Here is a 16,730-nt window from a genome sequence, read left to right as displayed (position 1 = left end):
GGGGCGCAGCCTCCGGGGCGGGCGGCCGCGCAGGAAATTTTACCGGTCCTCCCGGCCCGGCGTCCCTTGACAGGACCGGAGAAACTGGATATAATACCACCTGTATCACAGGCGCTGAGGGGGAGGAGTAACCGCAGTTCCCATGGCAGAGAGTGGCCGGACGGTGCAAGGCCATATGGGGAAGCGGCGAAGTGGCCCCGGAGCTCCGTTTTCGAGGCCCCAGCGGGGCGGTAGACAGCGGCGGGTCCTCCCGTTACAGAGGATAGGAGCGCCCCGCGAGGGGAATTCAGGTGGTACCGCGGACGATGACAGGTTCGCCCTGAGCCATGACCGGCTCAGGGCGTTTTTTATGGAGGGAGCGCAATGGAATTTGTAAATGAGACAGACTATGACTGGCGCGCCCTGCGAGCCCTGAACCGGGCGGCCATCCGCCTGGACAGGCGCTGGAGGAGCCTGCTGCTCCGGGCCATGGGGGTGCTCTGCGGCCTGATCCTGCTGCGGGGGGCCTGGACCTCCGGAGGAGGGGCGGGTCTCCTGTATGGGCTGCTGGGGGCGCTGATGCTGGTCTGGGCCCTGTTCCTCAACGAGATCCGGGCCTGGCTGGTGGGGCGGTTCGTGATGAAGGGCATCGCCCGGCACACCGCCCGGTTCACCGATGAAGGGTATGTCATCGCCAACCAGCGGGGGGAGCAGTCCTTTGACTACTCTTCCGTCCAGGCCCTGTGTGAGGACGGGCGCTACTTCTTCCTCATGCTCAGCCGCCAGCAGGGCAACCTGTTCGACAAGCAGGGCTTTCACACCGGGACCGCGGACCAGTTCCGGGCTTTCCTGGAGCGGAAGACCGGACAGACCATGAAAAAGCTGTGAGACCCGGGGCCGGAGGGCTCCAATCGGAATGAAAATACATTGGAAATAGGACGTGAACGACATGAGAAAAGAACTGCCAAAGGTCTATGAGCCCCAGGAAGTGGAGTCCCGGATCTATGAGACCTGGGAGAAGAACGGCTGCTTCCGGGGCCACCGGGACCCTAAGAAGAAGCCCTTTACCATCGTCATGCCGCCCCCCAACGTGACAGGGCAGCTGCATATGGGCCACGCCATGGACTCCACCCTCCAGGACATCCTCATCCGCTTTAAGCGGATGCAGGGCTACGCCGCCCTGTGGGTCCCCGGCACCGACCACGCGGGCATCGCCACCCAGATCAAGGTGGAGGAGGAGCTGCGCACCAAGGAGGGGCTGACCCGCTATGACCTGGGCCGGGAGAAGTTCCTGGAGCGGGTGTGGGATTGGAAACGCCAGTACGGCGGCCGCATCGTCCAGCAGCAGAAGAAGCTGGGCGCCTCCTGTGACTGGGACCGGGCCCGGTTCACCATGGACGAGGGCTGCTCCAAGGCGGTGCGGGAGACCTTCTGCGAGCTGTATGAGAAGGGCCTCATCTACAAGGGCAGCCGCATCATCAACTGGTGCCCCCACTGTGTCACGGCCCTGTCTGACGCGGAGGTGGAGTATCAGGACAAGCCCGGCCACCTGTGGCATATGCGCTACCCTCTGACTGACGGTTCCGGCTATCTGGTGGTGGCCACCACCCGGCCGGAGACCATGATGGGCGACACCGGCGTGGCGGTCAACCCCAACGACGAGCGGTACAAGCACCTGGTGGGCAAGACCTGCATCCTGCCCCTGATGGACCGGGAGATCCCCATCGTGGCCGATGAGTACGTGGAGATGGACTTCGGCACCGGCTGCGTGAAGATGACCCCCGCCCACGACCCCAACGACTTCGAGGTGGGCCTGCGCCACAACCTGGACACCATCCGGGTGCTGGATGACAACGGCAAGGTCAACGCCAACGGCGGCAAGTACGAGGGCATGGACCGCTATGAGGCACGGAAGGCTGTGGTGGCCGACCTGGAGGCCCTGGGGCTCATGGAGAAGATCGAGGACTACTCCCACAACGTGGGCACCTGCTACCGCTGCCACAACGACGTGGAGCCCATCATCTCCGCCCAGTGGTTCGTGAAGATGAAGCCCCTGGCCGAGGCGGCCATCAAAGTGGTGGAGGACGGGGAGACCCGCTTCGTCCCCGACCGATTTGCCAAGACCTATCTGAACTGGATGGAGAACGTCCACGACTGGTGCATCTCCCGGCAGCTGTGGTGGGGCCACCAGATCCCCGTCTGGTACTGCGATGACTGCGGACACATGACGGTCACCCGTGATGACCCGGACTGCTGTGAGAAGTGCGGCAGCAGGAAGATCCACCGGGACCCGGACGTGCTGGACACCTGGTTCTCCTCCGCACTGTGGCCTTTCTCCACCCTGGGCTGGCCGGAAAAGACGGAGGACCTGGACTACTTCTACCCCACCGACGTGCTGGTCACCGGCTACGACATCATCTTCTTCTGGGTGGCCCGGATGATCTTCTCCGCCTGCGAGCAGACCAAGAAGCCCCCCTTCCACACCGTGTTCATCCACGGCCTGGTGCGGGACGACAAGGGAAGGAAGATGTCCAAGAGCCTGGGCAACGGCATCGACCCCCTGGAGATCGCCGACAAGTACGGCGCCGACGCCCTGCGCTTCAACCTGGTCACCGGCAACAGCCCCGGCAACGACATGCGCTTCTACACCGAGCGGTGTGAGGCTATGCGCAACTTCGCCAACAAGATCTGGAACGCCAGCCGCTTCCTGATGATGAACCTGACCATCGACGCATGCCAGCTGCCCGGGAAGCTGGAGCTGGAGGACAAGTGGATCTTGTCCAAGCTGAACACTGCCATCCGTGAGATCACCGAGAACATGGACCGGTATGAGCTGGGCGTGGCGGCCCAGAAGATCTATGACTTCATCTGGGACGACTACTGCGACTGGTATATCGAGCTGACCAAGACCCGTCTCCAGGGGGAGGACGAGGACAGCAAGGTGAGGGCCCAGCAGGTGCTGTGCCATGTGCTCACCCAGATGCTCAAGCTGCTCCATCCCTTCATGCCCTTCATCACCGAGGAGATCTGGCAGGCCCTGCCCCACGAGGGGGACTTCCTCATGCTGTCCGACTGGCCGGTGGCAGACGCCGCTCTGGACTTCCCGGAGGAGGAGAAGGCCATGGAGCTGATCATGGATGCCATCCGTGGGGTGCGCACCCGCCGGTCTGAGATGAACGTGCCCCCCAGCAAGAAGGCCCACCTGACAGTGGCCACCGGGGAGCGGGACATCTTTGTCCTGGGCGTGCCCTTCCTGAAGAAGCTGGCCTATGCCAGCGAGGTGACCTTCGCCCAGCCGGGCACCGCCCCGGAGGCGGGCTCCGTCACCGTGGTCACCCATGCGGCCCAGATCTCCATGCCTCTGGCGGAGCTGGTGGACCTGGAGAAGGAGAAGGCCCGCATGGAGAAGGAGCTGAAAAAGAACAGCGACGAGCTCCAGAAGCTGAACACCAAGCTGGCCAATCCGGGCTTTGTCAATAAGGCCCCCGAGCATGTGGTCAAGGCGGAGCAGGAGCGGGCCGTGAAGCTCACCGAGCTGGTGGCCAAGCTGGAGGAGCAGCTCAAGACCATGTGATTCGGCACAGGAGCTGTGAACGCCGGAGGATAAGAGAAAACGATCTGACGAGCCGGACCGCGGGAGACCGCGGTCCGGCTTTCCGCGTCTTTTTGAGGTGGAAAAAAGGAAAAGCTGCTTCGGGGGATCTTTCCGGCGGCCGCTTCCCCGTTCCTAGCCCCATAAGGCCGGATGCCCGGAGCCGGTCATGCCCCGCCCGGTATGGCGGGCATACAGTGTACCCCCCTGTGCGGCTGGCTGGGGCTTTTCGGTATCCCTTTCATCAGAAAGAAGTAAAAAAGAATTTTATTAAAATAAAAATTTAGGATTGACTTTAATAAAATTAAAGTATATAATAAATATTGTGAAAGGGGGTAAAAGGATGGCAGTGGAACTGGTGCCCGAGTGGATGGCCGGTCTGGAGGAGGAGGACCTGGTGTTCATCAAAAAATTTGTGCTGTCCTCCGGCTCCCTCAAAGAGGTGGCGGGACAGTACGGCGTCACCTATCCCACGGTGAGACTGCGGCTGGACCGGCTGATCCAGAAGATCAAGCTGGGGGAGGACAGGGCGGCCGACCCCTACATTGCCCTAATCAAGCGTCTGGCGGTAAATGAGCGGCTGGACTTTGACACGGCCAAGCTGCTGATCGCCGCCTATAAGAAGGAAACAAGAAAGGATGAGATGACGTGATGAGCGGTTCCATAATGACAATATTGTTTGTGCTCCCTGTTGTTCTGCTCTCTATGCTGCTGCCCCTGGCCCTGGTGGTGGCCCTTCAGGTCTGGCTGTGCAGGAAGGGAAAGTGGCTGGGGCTGATCCTGCCCGCCATCACCCTGGCGATGAGCCTGATGATCTGCCTGTCGGTGGTCGGCTTCTCCACTGTCACCGGCGGAGGGGCCGTGCAGGTCACGGACGGGCACGGGAATATCGTGGAGGAGTACCACCGGGAGGAGGAGCATCACCAGCTCCAGCCTGCGGATCTGGCCATGGTGGGCGGTGTGTTCCTGGTATTCAACGTCCCCACTCTGGTGCTGGGCGGGATCTGGCTCTACTACAAGAACCGCCGGGAGTGGAAGGAAGACCTGAAGAAAATGAATATCCAGGATCTGGAGTAAAAGGTGGGGCGTCCCGGGGAGGGACGCCCCTTTTGCGGGGATCGCGGTTGAAATCCGTTCCAAAACATGATAATATAACTCAATAAAAAGCAGATCCGCCGCAGGCGGACATGAGAGGAGAGTCCCTATGCCGCTGCATGAATCAGGAGAAGATTATCTGGAGGCCATCCTGGTGCTCCATGAGCAGAAGGGCAACGTCCGGTCCATCGATGTGGCCCAGCACCTGGGCTACTCCAAGCCATCTGTGAGTCGGGCTATGTCCATCCTGCGCTCCAGCGGGTATATCACCATGGAACGGGACGGCCGCATCCTGCTTACCGAGGCGGGAAAGACGGCGGCAGAGTCGGTGTACGAGCGCCACCGCTTCCTGACCAAGTGGCTGATCCAGCTGGGCGTGACGCCGGAGGTGGCGGCAGAGGACGCCTGCCGCATCGAGCACGACATCAGCCCGGAGACCTTCGCCTGCCTGAAACGGCACGCGGGGGGCGGGGAGAGCTGACGCTCCGAACAGAAAAAATGACGCGGCGGACCGAGTCCCGGCCTGCCGCGTTTCTCCTTGCCTGAGGGGAAAAAGCTTGTTATAATAAAATCCAAAATACAGATCCTGTCGAACTGGGGGAAAACTGCCATGTCTACCGAAGAACTGGTCTCCGGCGTGCTGGAAGGGCTGAAGCTGAATGCCCTGGACCTGAGCGCCCTGTTCCGCACTGCCCTGCTCATTCTGGCGGGGGTCGTGGTGATCCGGGTCCTTCTGCGGATCGTGGACCGGATGCTGTCCAGATCTCAGAACCTGGGGTCAGTGGGGGGCTATATCCGCTCTGTGGTGCGGATCGCCCTGTGGTTCCTCCTGGTCCTGGTGGTGGCGGACTCCCTTGGCATCCCGGTGGCCTCCATGATCGCCCTGCTCAGCGTGGCTGGCCTGGCTATCTCCCTGGCGCTCCAGAACACCCTCTCCAACCTGGCGGGGGGCATCATGATCCTGGTGTCCAAGCCCTTCGAGGTGGGGGACTATGTGGAGGCGGACGGGGTGGGGGGCACGGTCATCTCCATCGGCCTGGCGTACAGCACCCTGGCCACCGTGGACAACAAGGAGATCTTTATCCCCAACAGCCAGGTGGCGGCGGCCAAGATCATCAACTATACCAAGCTGGGCAAGCGGCGGGTGGAGCTGACCTTCTCCGCCTCCTACGATGCGCCGACTGAGACGGTGAAGCAGGCGCTGGGGGAGGTGCTGGCCCAGTTCCCGCAGATCCTGGAGGACCCGGCCCCTTCCATCTGGATCTCCAAGTACGGTGCCAGCAGCATCGAATATGTGGTGCGGGTGTGGACCGCTGCGGGGGACTACTGGGACGTGTATTACGGCGTTATGGAGGGGGTGCGCCCCGCCTTCCAGCGCCACGGGATCCAGATGACCTACGATCATCTAAACGTCCACCTGCTGGAGAAGTGAGCCCTCAGACCAGCCGGGCGCCCCGTCCACGGGGCCTTCAGGGCATGGCCAGCCCGTGGAGAAAGCCGTCCAGCTGGGGAGAGAGGACCTCGCCCCCGATCACCGTGTTTTTGTAGATCAGCAGATTGGCCAGGATGCCGGTCTCACCGGTGGGGTAGTTGGTGATCTCGTAGGTGTAGCGCTTCACCCGCTTGCCGGCATATTTGGACAGGTCGAAGCCCTGCCCGCTTTGCAGGGCCAGATAGTCGTCATAGCTCGCATCCATCTCCTTGGGGATGAGCAGCTCCTCGGTGGCCAGGGGCTCGGCACTGACCTCCCAGCCGTAGGACTGGAGGTAGGCCACCCGGTCCTCGTTGCTCTTGACCCCCTTTGGGCTGGGGACGGCAGAGGCGGACGCCTCCCGGGCGGGGCCGCCGCCCAGGGTCAGCACCAGGGCGGCGCAGCAGGCCAGGGCGGCCACGGCCACCCCGATGGTCAGCTTTCGGTGGCGGGGCAGTTTTGCAGTCAGGATTATCACAGCGCATTCTCCTTCCAACGCCTTGGTTTCTACTCATGTCTATGAGGGGCGGGACAAATTTATGCCTGCCCTCATAAAGTCCGGACAGGAGCGCGGAGACGGCCGGCAGGCAGGAGGGGGCGGAGGAACAGGAGGACAAGTATGGCACAGGAGCGTCTGGACAAGCTGCTCTCCTCCACGGGGCGGTGGTCCCGCCGGGAGGTGAAGGAACTGATCCGCCAGGGGCGGGTGTGGGTGGACGGCGTCCCTGCCCGGCGGCCGGAGGAGAAGTGTGAGCCCGGAGCGGCCGGCCTCACTGTGGACGGAGAGCGGGTGGACTGCGCCCCTTTCGTCTATCTGATGCTCCACAAGCCGGCGGGCCTCCTGTCCGCCACAGAGGACCGGCGGCAGAAGACAGTGCTGGACCTGCTGCCGGAGCACCTGCGCCGCCGGGGGCTCTTCCCGGTGGGGCGGCTGGACAAGGATACCGAGGGACTCCTGCTCCTCACTGATGACGGTCCCCTCGGCCACGCCCTGCTCTCCCCCAAAAACCACGTGGACAAGGTGTACTACGCCAAGGTGGAGGGGCGGCTGGACCGGACGGACGCTGAGGCCCTGGCGGCGGGGATGGTGCTGGGGGACGGGCTGCACTGTCTGCCTGCGGAGCTGGAGCCGCTGGGGGACGGCTCCCAGTGTCATGTCACCCTGCGGGAGGGGAAATATCACCAGGTGAAGCGGATGCTGGCCGCCCGGGGGAAGCCGGTGGTCTATCTGAAGCGCCTGTCCATGGGGCCCATCGCCCTGGACCCGGCGCTGGCGCCGGGGGAGTGGCGGCCGCTGACAGGGGAGGAGAAGGCGCTGCTGCGGCGGGGAACAGCGGGAGATCCAGGTTTTTCGGCGTTTTGAACAAAAAATTATGCAAAACCTCTTGCCAAAACCGGGGGGGAACCGTTATAATAGGCGTAGTGTACAAGTAACACATGGGAGGGATCAATGTGTCCAGCAGGATGTTCCAGGGAGTCGTACTCCAGATGAAGGACGGCATCGACCGGGTGGTGGGTGTCATTGACGCGGACGGCATCGTCGTGGCATGCAGTGAGCTCACCAGTATCGGTGAGCATTGGTCCGGCGCGGTGGCGGCCATCAATGCCGCCGACAACGGGATCACCCGGTATGAGGGGAAGACCTTCAAGCCGCTGGCCGGCTGGGGCGCTCAGTTCGATTACGCCGCTTTTGTCCAGGGGGAGGACCCGGAGAGCGCGGCCCTGTGCGCCATGGCGGTGGTGGCCTTCAACGGAGCCAAGACCTCTTATGAGGAGAAGCACGACAAAGCCACCTTTGTGAAAAACATCATCTCGGACAATATCCTGCTGGGGGACATCTATACCCAGGCTAAGGAGCTGCACTTTGTCTCTGAGGTGCCCCGGGCAGCTTTCCTGGTGCGCCAGCTGGGGCAGGCGGATGTGAGCACCATCGATGTGATCCAGAACCTGTTCCCGGACAAGCAGACAGACTTTGTCATCTCCATCAATGAGACAGACGTGGCCCTGATCAAGCAGCTGCCCGAGGGGGCGGATGCCAAGGAGCTCCAGAAGATCGCCAAGCAGATCTCCACCGCGGTGAACCAGGAACTGGGCATCAAGGTGGTCATTGGAATCGGCACTGTGGTCAACCACATCCGGGACCTGGCCCGGGCCTATAAAGAGGCCGGCGTAGCCATCGATGTGGGCAAGGTGTTCGACACCGAGAAGACGGTCATCAACTATGAGAACCTGGGCATCGGCCGGCTGATCTATCAGCTGCCTACCATCCTGTGCCAGATGTTCCTCCAGGAGGTCTTTAAGAAGAACCCCATCGATGCTTTGGACCAGGAGACTCTGCTCACCATCAACAAGTTCTTTGAAAACAACCTGAACGTGTCCGAGACTGCCCGGAAGCTGTTCGTCCACCGCAACACCCTGGTGTACCGGCTGGAGAAGATCAAGAAGCTCACCGGCCTGGACCTGCGGGAGTTCGATGATGCCATCACCTTCAAGGTGGCGCTGATGGTCAAGAAGTACCTCATTTCCCGGGGAATCGAATCCTGAACCGAAGAACAGCACGCCCCCGCGCCGGGTCCGGCACGGGGGCGTTGATTTTTTGTGAGAGGAGGAAAAATTTGGAGGGCAAAAATGCCAAAATTTTTTTCTGGGAGGGGTTGCCGTTCCGGGGCGGCGCCGCTACAATATAGGAGCGGAAGCGACAAAATGGCCGCAAAAATCCATTTACATAACACACAAACTGTGATACACTTTGAGAAAAGCGCATCAGCCGCCCGCCCCTGGGAGAGAGCGTGCCAAAGGCACGACTTGGGGGAGTGGCGGCCGTCTGGCGGAGGGACACATGATACGGTTCATCGATGTATATAAAGAATACGACAACGGGACCAAGGCGCTGAAAGGGGTCTCCATGCGGATCGACGACGGGGAGTTCGTCTTTCTGGTGGGGCCATCCGGCTCCGGGAAGTCCACCATCATCAAGCTGATCACCGGGGAGATCGCCACCACAGAGGGGCGGCTGATGGTGAACGGCTACAACATGAACAACATCCGTCCAGGACAGGTGCCCTACATGCGGCGGACGCTGGGCATCATTTTCCAGGACTTCCGGCTCATTGAGAAAAAGACGGTGTATGAGAACCTGTCCTTTGCCATGCGGGCCATCGGCACCTCCACCCGGGAGCTGCGCCGGCGCATCCCCTATGTGCTGGAGCTGGTGGGGCTGGAGAAGAAGGCGGACCAGTATCCGGGGGAGCTGTCCGGCGGCGAGCAGCAGCGGGTGGCCATCGCCCGGGCTCTGGTCAACAATCCCAGCATGATCATCGCCGACGAGCCCACGGGGAACCTGGACCCCCAGCGATCCCTGGAGATCATGATGCTGCTGGAGCGCATCAACGAGCTGGGTACCACTCTGCTGGTGGTCACCCACGAGAAATCCCTGGTCAACCGGTTCTCCAAACGAGTCGTCGCCATCGAGAACGGACGGATCATCAGCGACGAGACAGGCGGGTATTACAACAATGGCGAGACGATTTAACGGAAAATACTATCTCAGCGAGGGCTTCCACTCTATCTTCACCCACGGCTTCATGTCCTTTGCCGCTGTGTGCATGATCGTGGCCTGCCTGCTGATCATGGGTTCCTTCACCCTGCTGGCGGTCAACCTGGACCACATGCTGGGGGACCTGGAGGACGAGAATCTGTTCCTGGCCTACATTGACGACAGCTACTCGGAGGAGCAGGCCCGGGCCCTTCAGCCGAAAATCGAGGCTGTCCCCAATGTGTCCCAGGTCACCTTTGTCACAAGGGCGGAGGCATTGGAGGATTTTAAGGCAGGGCGGGAGCAGAACGATTTGATGGACAGCCTGCCCCCCGAGGTGCTCCGGGATCGGTTCGAGATCCATGTCAAGGATATCGAGCAGATGGCGGCCACCGTGTCTCAGGTGGAGGCTGTCCGGGGAGTGGCCCATACCCAGGCGGCCATTGAGATCGCCCAGGGCTTCGTCATGGTGCGCAACATTGCCACAGGCGTGGCGGCTGTGCTGGTGGCCATGCTGGTGGTGGTCTCCCTGTTCATCATCGCCAACACCATCAAGCTGGCCACCTTCTATCGCAGGGAGGAGATCGCCATCATGAAGATGTGCGGTGCGACCAACGGCTTCATCCGCTGGCCCTTTGTGGTGGAGGGCATGATCCTGGGCCTTACAGGCGCCCTGGTGGCTTTCTTCATCCAATGGGGGCTGTATGAGGCGGTCTCCCGGCTGATCCTCCAGACCAACGGCCTGAGCCTGATCACCGTTCTGTCCTACGCCTCCATGGCGGGGAACATCGTGCTGGTCTTCTGCGGCGTGGGACTGGTGATCGGTGTGGGCGGCTCGGTGGTGGCCATCCGGAAGTTCCTTCAGGTATGAGATAAGGAGAAGCAGGTATGAGAAAAAAGACACAGAGGATCGTGATGGCGGTGCTGGCAGGGATCATGGCCCTGCTGATGCTGCTGCCCATCGTAGCCAATATTTTCGTCCACTGAGGGGAGGCGGCCCATGAAAAGACGCGCTATCCCCGCCATCAGCCTGGCGCTGGTGGTCCTCTTTTCCGCCTCCTTTCTGCTGGCTCTGCCAGGGGCGGTGTCCATGCCGGCCTCCGCCGTGACTCAGGCGGAGATCGATGCACTGAAGGAGAGCGCCGGCGAGCTGGAGCAGCAGCAAAAGGAGATCCAGGCCCAGTTAAACGCCATCGCCGCCGACAAGGACGAGGCATTGGAACAGAAGAGCCTGCTGGAGCAGCAGATCAACGTGATCCAGTCGGAGATCAACAACATCGACGCACAGATCGCCAAATATGACGAGCTGATCTCCCAGAAGGAGGACGAACTGGCTCAGCTGGAGCAGCAGGAGGCGGAGCAGTATCAGCTCTTCTGTGAGCGGGTGCGCTATATGGAGGAGGAGGGGGAGGTCTCCTATTGGGCCATCCTCTTCAACGCGGAGGATTTCTCCGACATGCTGGACCGCTTCATGATGGTGGAGGAAATCATGGCCTATGACAACGCCATCATGGACGAGCTGCTGGCCACCCAGGCCCAGATCGAGCAGGAGAAGGCGGAGCTGGAGGAGGCCCGCACCGCCCAGGAGGAAGCCCGGCAGAAGCAGGCGGACGCCAAAGCCAGGCTGAAGAGCCAGCAGGCGGAGGTAGACGCCCTCATCAGTCAGATCAGCAGCCAGGAGGACGAGTTGGAGGCCATGGAGGCCAAGCTCCAGGCGGCGGCCAAGGCCATGGACAACGAGATCGCCCGGAAAGAGCGGGAGCTCCAGGCCCAGCTGGCTGCCCAGGGCGTGACCATCGTCAGTGAAAAGGGCTTCAAGTGGCCCAGCTATGCCACCACCATTACCTCCCTGTTTGGCAGCCGTACGCACCCGGTCACCGGGCGGCCCAACAACCACACTGGAGTGGATATCGCCGCCGCCGGCGGAACGGACATCTGGGCCGCCAAGAGCGGCGTAGTCCTTACTTCCACCTACAACAGCTCCTACGGCAACTATGTGGTCATCAGCCATGCCAACGGAGAGAGCACCCTCTACGCCCATATGAGCAAGCGGCTGGTCAGTGAGGGAGATAAGGTGACCCAGGGACAGACCATCGGCCTGGTGGGGACCACCGGTTCCTCCACCGGAAACCACCTCCACTTTGAGGTACGCCTGAACGGACAGCGTCAGGACCCCCTGAACTATTTTAGAGGTTCCACCTTTACACTGCGGGCCAGTGGCAAGAGCGTGAGCTACACTGTGAGCTGAGAGAGGGGAGCGCGGCATGGAAGAGATGCGGTGTCCCTGCGGCGGGATCTTTCAAAGCCTGGGGATGGAATACCTCCGAACCGGAGCTGTAAGCGACGGTTTGCTGTTTGGACGGGATGCCAACGCTTGGGCAGAGGGAGCCATCCCGGTGGAACTGTTTTCCTGCGACCGCTGCCGGGCCCTGCGCTTCTGCGCGGAGGAGGAATGGGTGGCCCGCCGCCAGGAGGAGGAGCGGGAGAAGGCAGAGAGAGCCCGGAGACATGAGGAGCGGCTGGAACAGCAGCGGGAGGAACGGGTCCAGATAGCCATGAAAGACTATGCCTCGTACAGCGAGAAGCGCCTGCGGAAGATCGCGGACGGGGAGACCTGGAGCAATCACTGCGAGGAGGAGCGGGAGGCCGCCCGCCGCCTGCTGGAGTACAGGACGCCCCAGACCAAGAAAAATGACGTCCCCTGGGAAAAATAGGGGACACAGACAGAGACTTCAGGCGGCGGGCACAGGCCCGCCGCCTCAGCTTGTGGAAAAAGCCTCGCAGAGTTCGTGCCCGCAGGCGCGAACCCAGTTTGGATCCGTTTTCCCCGGCGACCTGTGCGTCGGGGAAAACACTGCTCAGGCTGCAAATGTGAGGGTTGTCCGCCGCAGGCGGTCAAACCCTGCGCGCGGCAGACTGCATCTTTCTCGAAAAAGTGGCTTTGCCACTTTTTCGACAATCTCAGGCGGCGGGGGCAGACCCGCCGCCTTTCTCAGTGCCCGGAGGCATAGGCGGGGACGGCGGCGGCATATGCTGTGGGGGAGGTGAGGGGCGTGCTGGGACAGGTGGTGTACCAGAGGGACGGGAAGGGGACTAAGGTGGTCCGGGCCCCGCTCCATGGGGTGCCGGTGCTCCGAGTGGCGCTGGACCCGGAGGGGTTCTGGGCCCGCAGACGGGCGGGACGGGCGGCCCGGCGGCTGGTCCGGCAGGGGGCGGCACGGGTGCTGGTGCCGGAGGATTTCCCCTTCTGGGAGGAGCTGAGCCGGGCCGGCCTGCGCCCTGTGGACCCCCTGCCCCTGCTCCGGTCCTGCGCCGCCCCTATGGCTCTGGCGCTGCTGCGCCGCCAAGGGGAGGACCCGCTGCGGGCGGCGGTGGCCCTGCGGGGGAGCCGGGCGGAGCGGGATCTGGTCCGGGCGGCGGAGGAGCTGTGCCCCAGGGTGCGGGATTTGTGCCTCTCCGTACAGACGGGCGGCGGGGAGCTGGAACGCTACCTCCACCGACAGTACGGTGTGGCCCTGCGGCCGGACTGGGCCGGCGTCCAGGCGGCCATCCGCTTCGATCCCCGGGCGGAGGAGGCGGGGCAGGCGGTCCTCTCCCTGTTTGGGCCGGAAGCGGATCTGGCGGGGCTGGCGGTGTCGGTCCCCGGCTTAGAGCGGCAGAAGGAGGGCCAGTGGCTGCCCCTGCTGGAGATCCTGTGGGAGACAGGGCGTCTGGAGCGCACTGACCTAGAATTTACTTGACAGACGGAGCCGAAAACACTATAATAGCACATACTGCATCCATATACCCATTTTCATATTCTGGAACGATCATCCGCCCCGGGGCCGCCCCGGAGAGCGGTCTGAAAGGTGTGCAACGAGTCATGGCAAAGGAATATAAACTCAGCCCCCAGCGCCTGAAAGAGCTTCAGGACGAGATGAATTATCTGAAGACAGTTCGGGAGAAGGAAGTGGCCGAGCTGATCAAGGAGGCCCGCTCTTTCGGAGACCTGTCTGAGAACAGCGAGTACGATGAGGCCAAGAACGAGCAGGGCAAGCTTTACTCCCGCATGGCTGAGATCGAGGAGATCCTGTCCAACTATGTGGTCATCGAGGAGGAGCCCTCTGACGGCAGCTCTGTCCGCCTGGGCTCCACGGTCACCGTGCTGGACGAGGAATTCGACGAGACTATGGTGTACAAGATCGTGGGCTCTCAGGAGGCCGACCCCATGAACGGGGCCATCTCGGAGGACTCCCCCTTCGGCAAGGCCCTGCTGGGCAAGAGCGAGGGAGACCAAGTGGTGGTGGACGCCCCCGCCGGACGCATCGAGTACAAGCTGCTGAAGGTGGAGCAGCGCTGAGCGCCCCGCCATCCACAGAGATAGGAGAGAGACAACATGGCTGAAGAGAAGAACCAGGAGCAGAACCTGTCCCAGCTGCTCCAGATCCGCCGGGACAAGCTGAAGGAGCTCCAGGAGGGGGGGCGTGACCCCTTCCAGATCACCAAATATGAGGTCACCCACGACAGCGCCGCCATCAAGGCGGATTTTGACGCCATGGAGGGCAGCCAAGTCTCGCTGGCCGGGCGGCTCATGTCCAAGCGGGGCATGGGCAAGGTGTCCTTCTGCGACCTGCAGGACAAGTCGGGCCGCATCCAGCTCTATGCCCGCCGGGACGAGATGGATGGGGAGGAGTACGACCGCTTCAAGAAGCTGGATATCGGCGACATCGTGGGAGTGAAGGGCATCGTGTTCCGCACCCAGCGGGGGGAGATGTCCATCCGGGTGGAGGCGGTGACCCTGCTGTCCAAGTCCCTTCTGCCCCTGCCGGAGAAATTTCACGGCCTGACCAACACCGAGCTGCGCTACCGCCAGCGATATGTGGACCTGATCGTCAACCCGGAGGTGAAGCGCAACTTCATCATCCGCTCCCAGTTCATCAAGCATGTGCGGGACTTCCTGGACGGCCGGGGCTATATGGAGGTGGAGACCCCCGTCCTGAACACCATCTCCGGCGGCGCCACTGCCCGTCCCTTCATCACCCACCACAACACCCTGGACATCGACATGTTCATGCGCATCGCCACCGAGCTGCCCCTGAAGCGTCTCATTGTGGGCGGTCTGGACCGGGTGTATGAGATCGGCCGCATTTTCCGCAATGAGGGCATGGACCCGAAGCACAATCCGGAGTTCACCACCGTGGAGCTCTACCAGGCCTACGCCGATTTCAACGACATGATGGATCTGTTCGAGGACCTGCTCTCCTCCGCCGCCCAGAAGATCCTGGGCACCTATCAGGTGGAGTGGCAGGGGGAGCAGATCGACCTGACTCCCGGATGGCCCCGCATGCCTATGCATGAGGCGGTGAAGCAGTACTGCGGCATCGACTTCATGGCCATCAACAGTGACGAGGAGGCGGTGGCCGCCGCCAAGTCCATCGGCGTGGAGCTGCCCGAGACCGCGGACAAGACCTGGGGCAACGCCCTGTATGAGTGCTTTGATCAGAAGGTGGAGGAGAAGCTGATCCAGCCCACCTTCATCACCATGCATCCGGTAGATGTGTCCCCACTGGCCAAGCGGTCCCCCAAGGACCCCCGGCTCACCGAGCGGTTCGAGCTGTTCATCTGCCACAGTGAGATGGGCAACGCCTTCTCCGAGCTCAACGACCCCATCGACCAGCGGGGCCGCTTCCAGAAGCAGGTGGAGCTGCGGGATAAGGGAGATGACGAAGCCGGCATGATGGACGAGGACTTCCTTACCGCCCTGGAGTACGGTATGCCTCCCACGGGCGGTCTGGGCATCGGCATCGACCGCTGTGTCATGCTGCTCACCAACAGCGACTCCATCCGGGAGGTCATTTTGTTCCCCACAATGAAGCCGTTGGACTCCGACAAGAAGGTTTCCAAGGAAGTTTCGGCTCCTGCGGAGGCTACTCAGACGGCTCCCGTTGTGGAAGAAAAAATTGATTTTTCCAATGTTCAGATTGAGCCTTTGTTTGAGGATCAGGTCGATTTTGACACCTTCTCCAAGAGTGATTTCCGTGCCGTAAAGGTCAAGGAATGCGAAGCTGTGAAGAAGTCCAAAAAGCTCTTAAAGTTCGTTTTGGACGACGGAACCGGCGTAGATAGGGTCATTTTGAGTGGTATTCACGAATATTATGAGCCGGAAGAACTGGTCGGTAAGACCTGCATTGCAATCACCAATCTGCCTCCGAGAGCGATGATGGGTATCGACTCCTGCGGTATGTTGATCTCAGCCGTGCATCACGAAAACGGTGAAGAAAAGTTGCATTTGCTGATGGTCGATCCTCACATTCCGGCAGGCGCAAAGCTCTATTGATTGACCTAAAATTGTCGGTGCTTACGCCACAACTTACGCCAATTTACTCCGAGCTTACGCCAAAAATGCGTTTGGAATTTTGCGATTGCAGACAAGTTCCGATAGCATACGATAATTTCATATGATTTAAGCCCGCTGATTTCGGTCAGCGGGCTTTTTCTATTTCTGCCCCTATTACATCTCTGAGATGTGATAGGGGCTTTTTTTATCCCTGAAAGGTGGTCGAAAAAAATTTTTTGAAAAATCTCAAAAAAACTTCGTACAAATCGAAAAAAATTTCCCAGTTGGTTAGTGAGGGCAAAACCTCACGAACCTTGAAAATCGAATAGACATTCAACAGGTACATTCCTGATCGGGGGTGAAAGCCCCAGCCGGATGAAGGTGCGCCACGAACTTCCTGCCCACAAGGGTTATCACGGAAAGCAAGGTTGGTAGCGATTCCGAACCATTCTGAAATATCCGCTTGCTGCGGATAAGGCGATGAAACGATTCAGGGACAATGATACTTCCCTATGGGGCTGGCGGAGTACCCGGCAGAGGTGAGATTCCTATGAGTTCGGTCAGCAGCCGAACGCCTGTTGATTTCCTTTTACGCATTTGGGGGATGAGATCGAGTTAAATGCGACCACCAAAGCACAGGACTTCGCTTCCTGTGTTTTGGTGGATCAAGCGATCCAAATCTAATAAGAAGTCTGCAAATAAAAAGTCAATAGGGAGATGAAGAAAAATTGAGGAAGAGAAA

Annotated in this window: 16 protein-coding genes and 1 other annotated feature; of the genes, 15 read left to right on the top strand and 1 reads right to left on the bottom strand. The window is 60.9% G+C overall.

Annotated features, from left to right (window positions below; genetic code table 11):
• The first annotated feature begins 105 nt into the window (after positions 1-105).
• Positions 106-325: a binding site (T-box leader), on the top strand.
• A 38-nt stretch (positions 326-363) separates the two neighbouring features.
• The 6 genes from NE584_RS13550 to NE584_RS13525 all read left to right on the top strand — a co-directional run bounded on the left by NE584_RS13550 (position 364) and on the right by NE584_RS13525 (position 6,098).
• Positions 364-867, top strand: coding sequence for a YcxB family protein (locus tag NE584_RS13550; protein WP_256183035.1), 504 nt, complete (start codon positions 364-366; stop codon positions 865-867).
• A gap of 61 nt (positions 868-928) precedes the next feature.
• Positions 929-3,553 (top strand): valine--tRNA ligase, encoded by a 2,625-nt coding sequence (locus NE584_RS13545; protein WP_050624114.1) that lies wholly within the window; start codon positions 929-931, stop codon positions 3,551-3,553.
• 361 nt (positions 3,554-3,914) lie between these two features.
• Complete coding sequence (locus NE584_RS13540; protein ID WP_108982069.1) at positions 3,915-4,223, top strand: DUF2089 family protein; 309 nt, start codon at positions 3,915-3,917, stop codon at positions 4,221-4,223.
• A 14-nt stretch (positions 4,224-4,237) separates the two neighbouring features.
• The gene (locus NE584_RS13535) at positions 4,238-4,648 is read left to right on the top strand and encodes a hypothetical protein (RefSeq protein ID WP_256183033.1); all 411 of its coding nucleotides are present in this window, start codon (positions 4,238-4,240) and stop codon (positions 4,646-4,648) included.
• Between the two features lie 127 nt (positions 4,649-4,775).
• Positions 4,776-5,147 (top strand): metal-dependent transcriptional regulator, encoded by a 372-nt coding sequence (locus tag NE584_RS13530; RefSeq protein ID WP_050624117.1) that lies wholly within the window; start codon positions 4,776-4,778, stop codon positions 5,145-5,147.
• A gap of 129 nt (positions 5,148-5,276) precedes the next feature.
• The gene (locus NE584_RS13525; protein WP_108982067.1) at positions 5,277-6,098 is read left to right on the top strand and encodes a mechanosensitive ion channel family protein; all 822 of its coding nucleotides are present in this window, start codon (positions 5,277-5,279) and stop codon (positions 6,096-6,098) included.
• Positions 6,099-6,135: 37 nt separating this feature from the next.
• Here NE584_RS13525 and NE584_RS13520 read toward each other — a convergent pair whose 3' ends face one another.
• Entirely contained in the window at positions 6,136-6,615 is a 480-nt protein-coding gene (locus NE584_RS13520; protein ID WP_050624119.1) for a DUF4830 domain-containing protein, read from the bottom strand.
• Positions 6,616-6,756: 141 nt separating this feature from the next.
• Here NE584_RS13520 and NE584_RS13515 point away from each other — a divergent pair, with 141 nt between their 5' ends.
• The 9 genes from NE584_RS13515 (at position 6,757) to lysS (ending at position 15,988) form a co-directional block, all read left to right on the top strand.
• Complete coding sequence (locus NE584_RS13515) at positions 6,757-7,500, top strand: pseudouridine synthase (protein WP_050624120.1); 744 nt, start codon at positions 6,757-6,759, stop codon at positions 7,498-7,500.
• Positions 7,501-7,589: 89 nt separating this feature from the next.
• The gene (locus NE584_RS13510) at positions 7,590-8,681 is read left to right on the top strand and encodes a CdaR family transcriptional regulator (protein WP_050624121.1); all 1,092 of its coding nucleotides are present in this window, start codon (positions 7,590-7,592) and stop codon (positions 8,679-8,681) included.
• A 295-nt stretch (positions 8,682-8,976) separates the two neighbouring features.
• Positions 8,977-9,669, top strand: a complete 693-nt coding sequence (ftsE, locus tag NE584_RS13505; RefSeq protein ID WP_050624122.1) for a cell division ATP-binding protein FtsE — start codon at positions 8,977-8,979, stop codon at positions 9,667-9,669.
• Positions 9,653-10,543: a permease-like cell division protein FtsX gene (gene ftsX, locus NE584_RS13500; RefSeq protein ID WP_050624123.1), complete on the top strand. Its 891-nt coding sequence runs from the start codon at positions 9,653-9,655 to the stop codon at positions 10,541-10,543. Before ftsE ends, ftsX begins: the two co-directional genes overlap by 17 nt.
• 129 nt (positions 10,544-10,672) lie before the next feature.
• Positions 10,673-11,920, top strand: coding sequence for a murein hydrolase activator EnvC (locus tag NE584_RS13495; RefSeq protein ID WP_050624124.1), 1,248 nt, complete (start codon positions 10,673-10,675; stop codon positions 11,918-11,920).
• Positions 11,921-11,936: 16 nt separating this feature from the next.
• Entirely contained in the window at positions 11,937-12,386 is a 450-nt protein-coding gene (locus NE584_RS13490; RefSeq protein ID WP_256183032.1) for a hypothetical protein, read from the top strand.
• Between the two features lie 339 nt (positions 12,387-12,725).
• Positions 12,726-13,412, top strand: coding sequence for a hypothetical protein (locus NE584_RS19715; RefSeq protein ID WP_108982065.1), 687 nt, complete (start codon positions 12,726-12,728; stop codon positions 13,410-13,412).
• 122 nt (positions 13,413-13,534) lie between these two features.
• On the top strand, positions 13,535-14,011 hold the full coding sequence (gene greA, locus NE584_RS13480) for a transcription elongation factor GreA (RefSeq protein WP_050624127.1): 477 nt from the start codon (positions 13,535-13,537) through the stop codon (positions 14,009-14,011).
• 36 nt (positions 14,012-14,047) lie between these two features.
• Positions 14,048-15,988, top strand: coding sequence for a lysine--tRNA ligase (gene lysS / locus NE584_RS13475; protein WP_256183031.1), 1,941 nt, complete (start codon positions 14,048-14,050; stop codon positions 15,986-15,988).
• Positions 15,989-16,730: the final 742 nt, after the last annotated feature.

The sequence above is a fragment of the Clostridium sp. DFI.5.61 genome, from assembly GCF_024462915.1.
Classification (GTDB): Bacteria; Bacillota; Clostridia; order Oscillospirales; family Oscillospiraceae; genus Lawsonibacter; species Lawsonibacter asaccharolyticus.
This window is presented reverse-complemented; position numbering and strand designations above follow the sequence as displayed.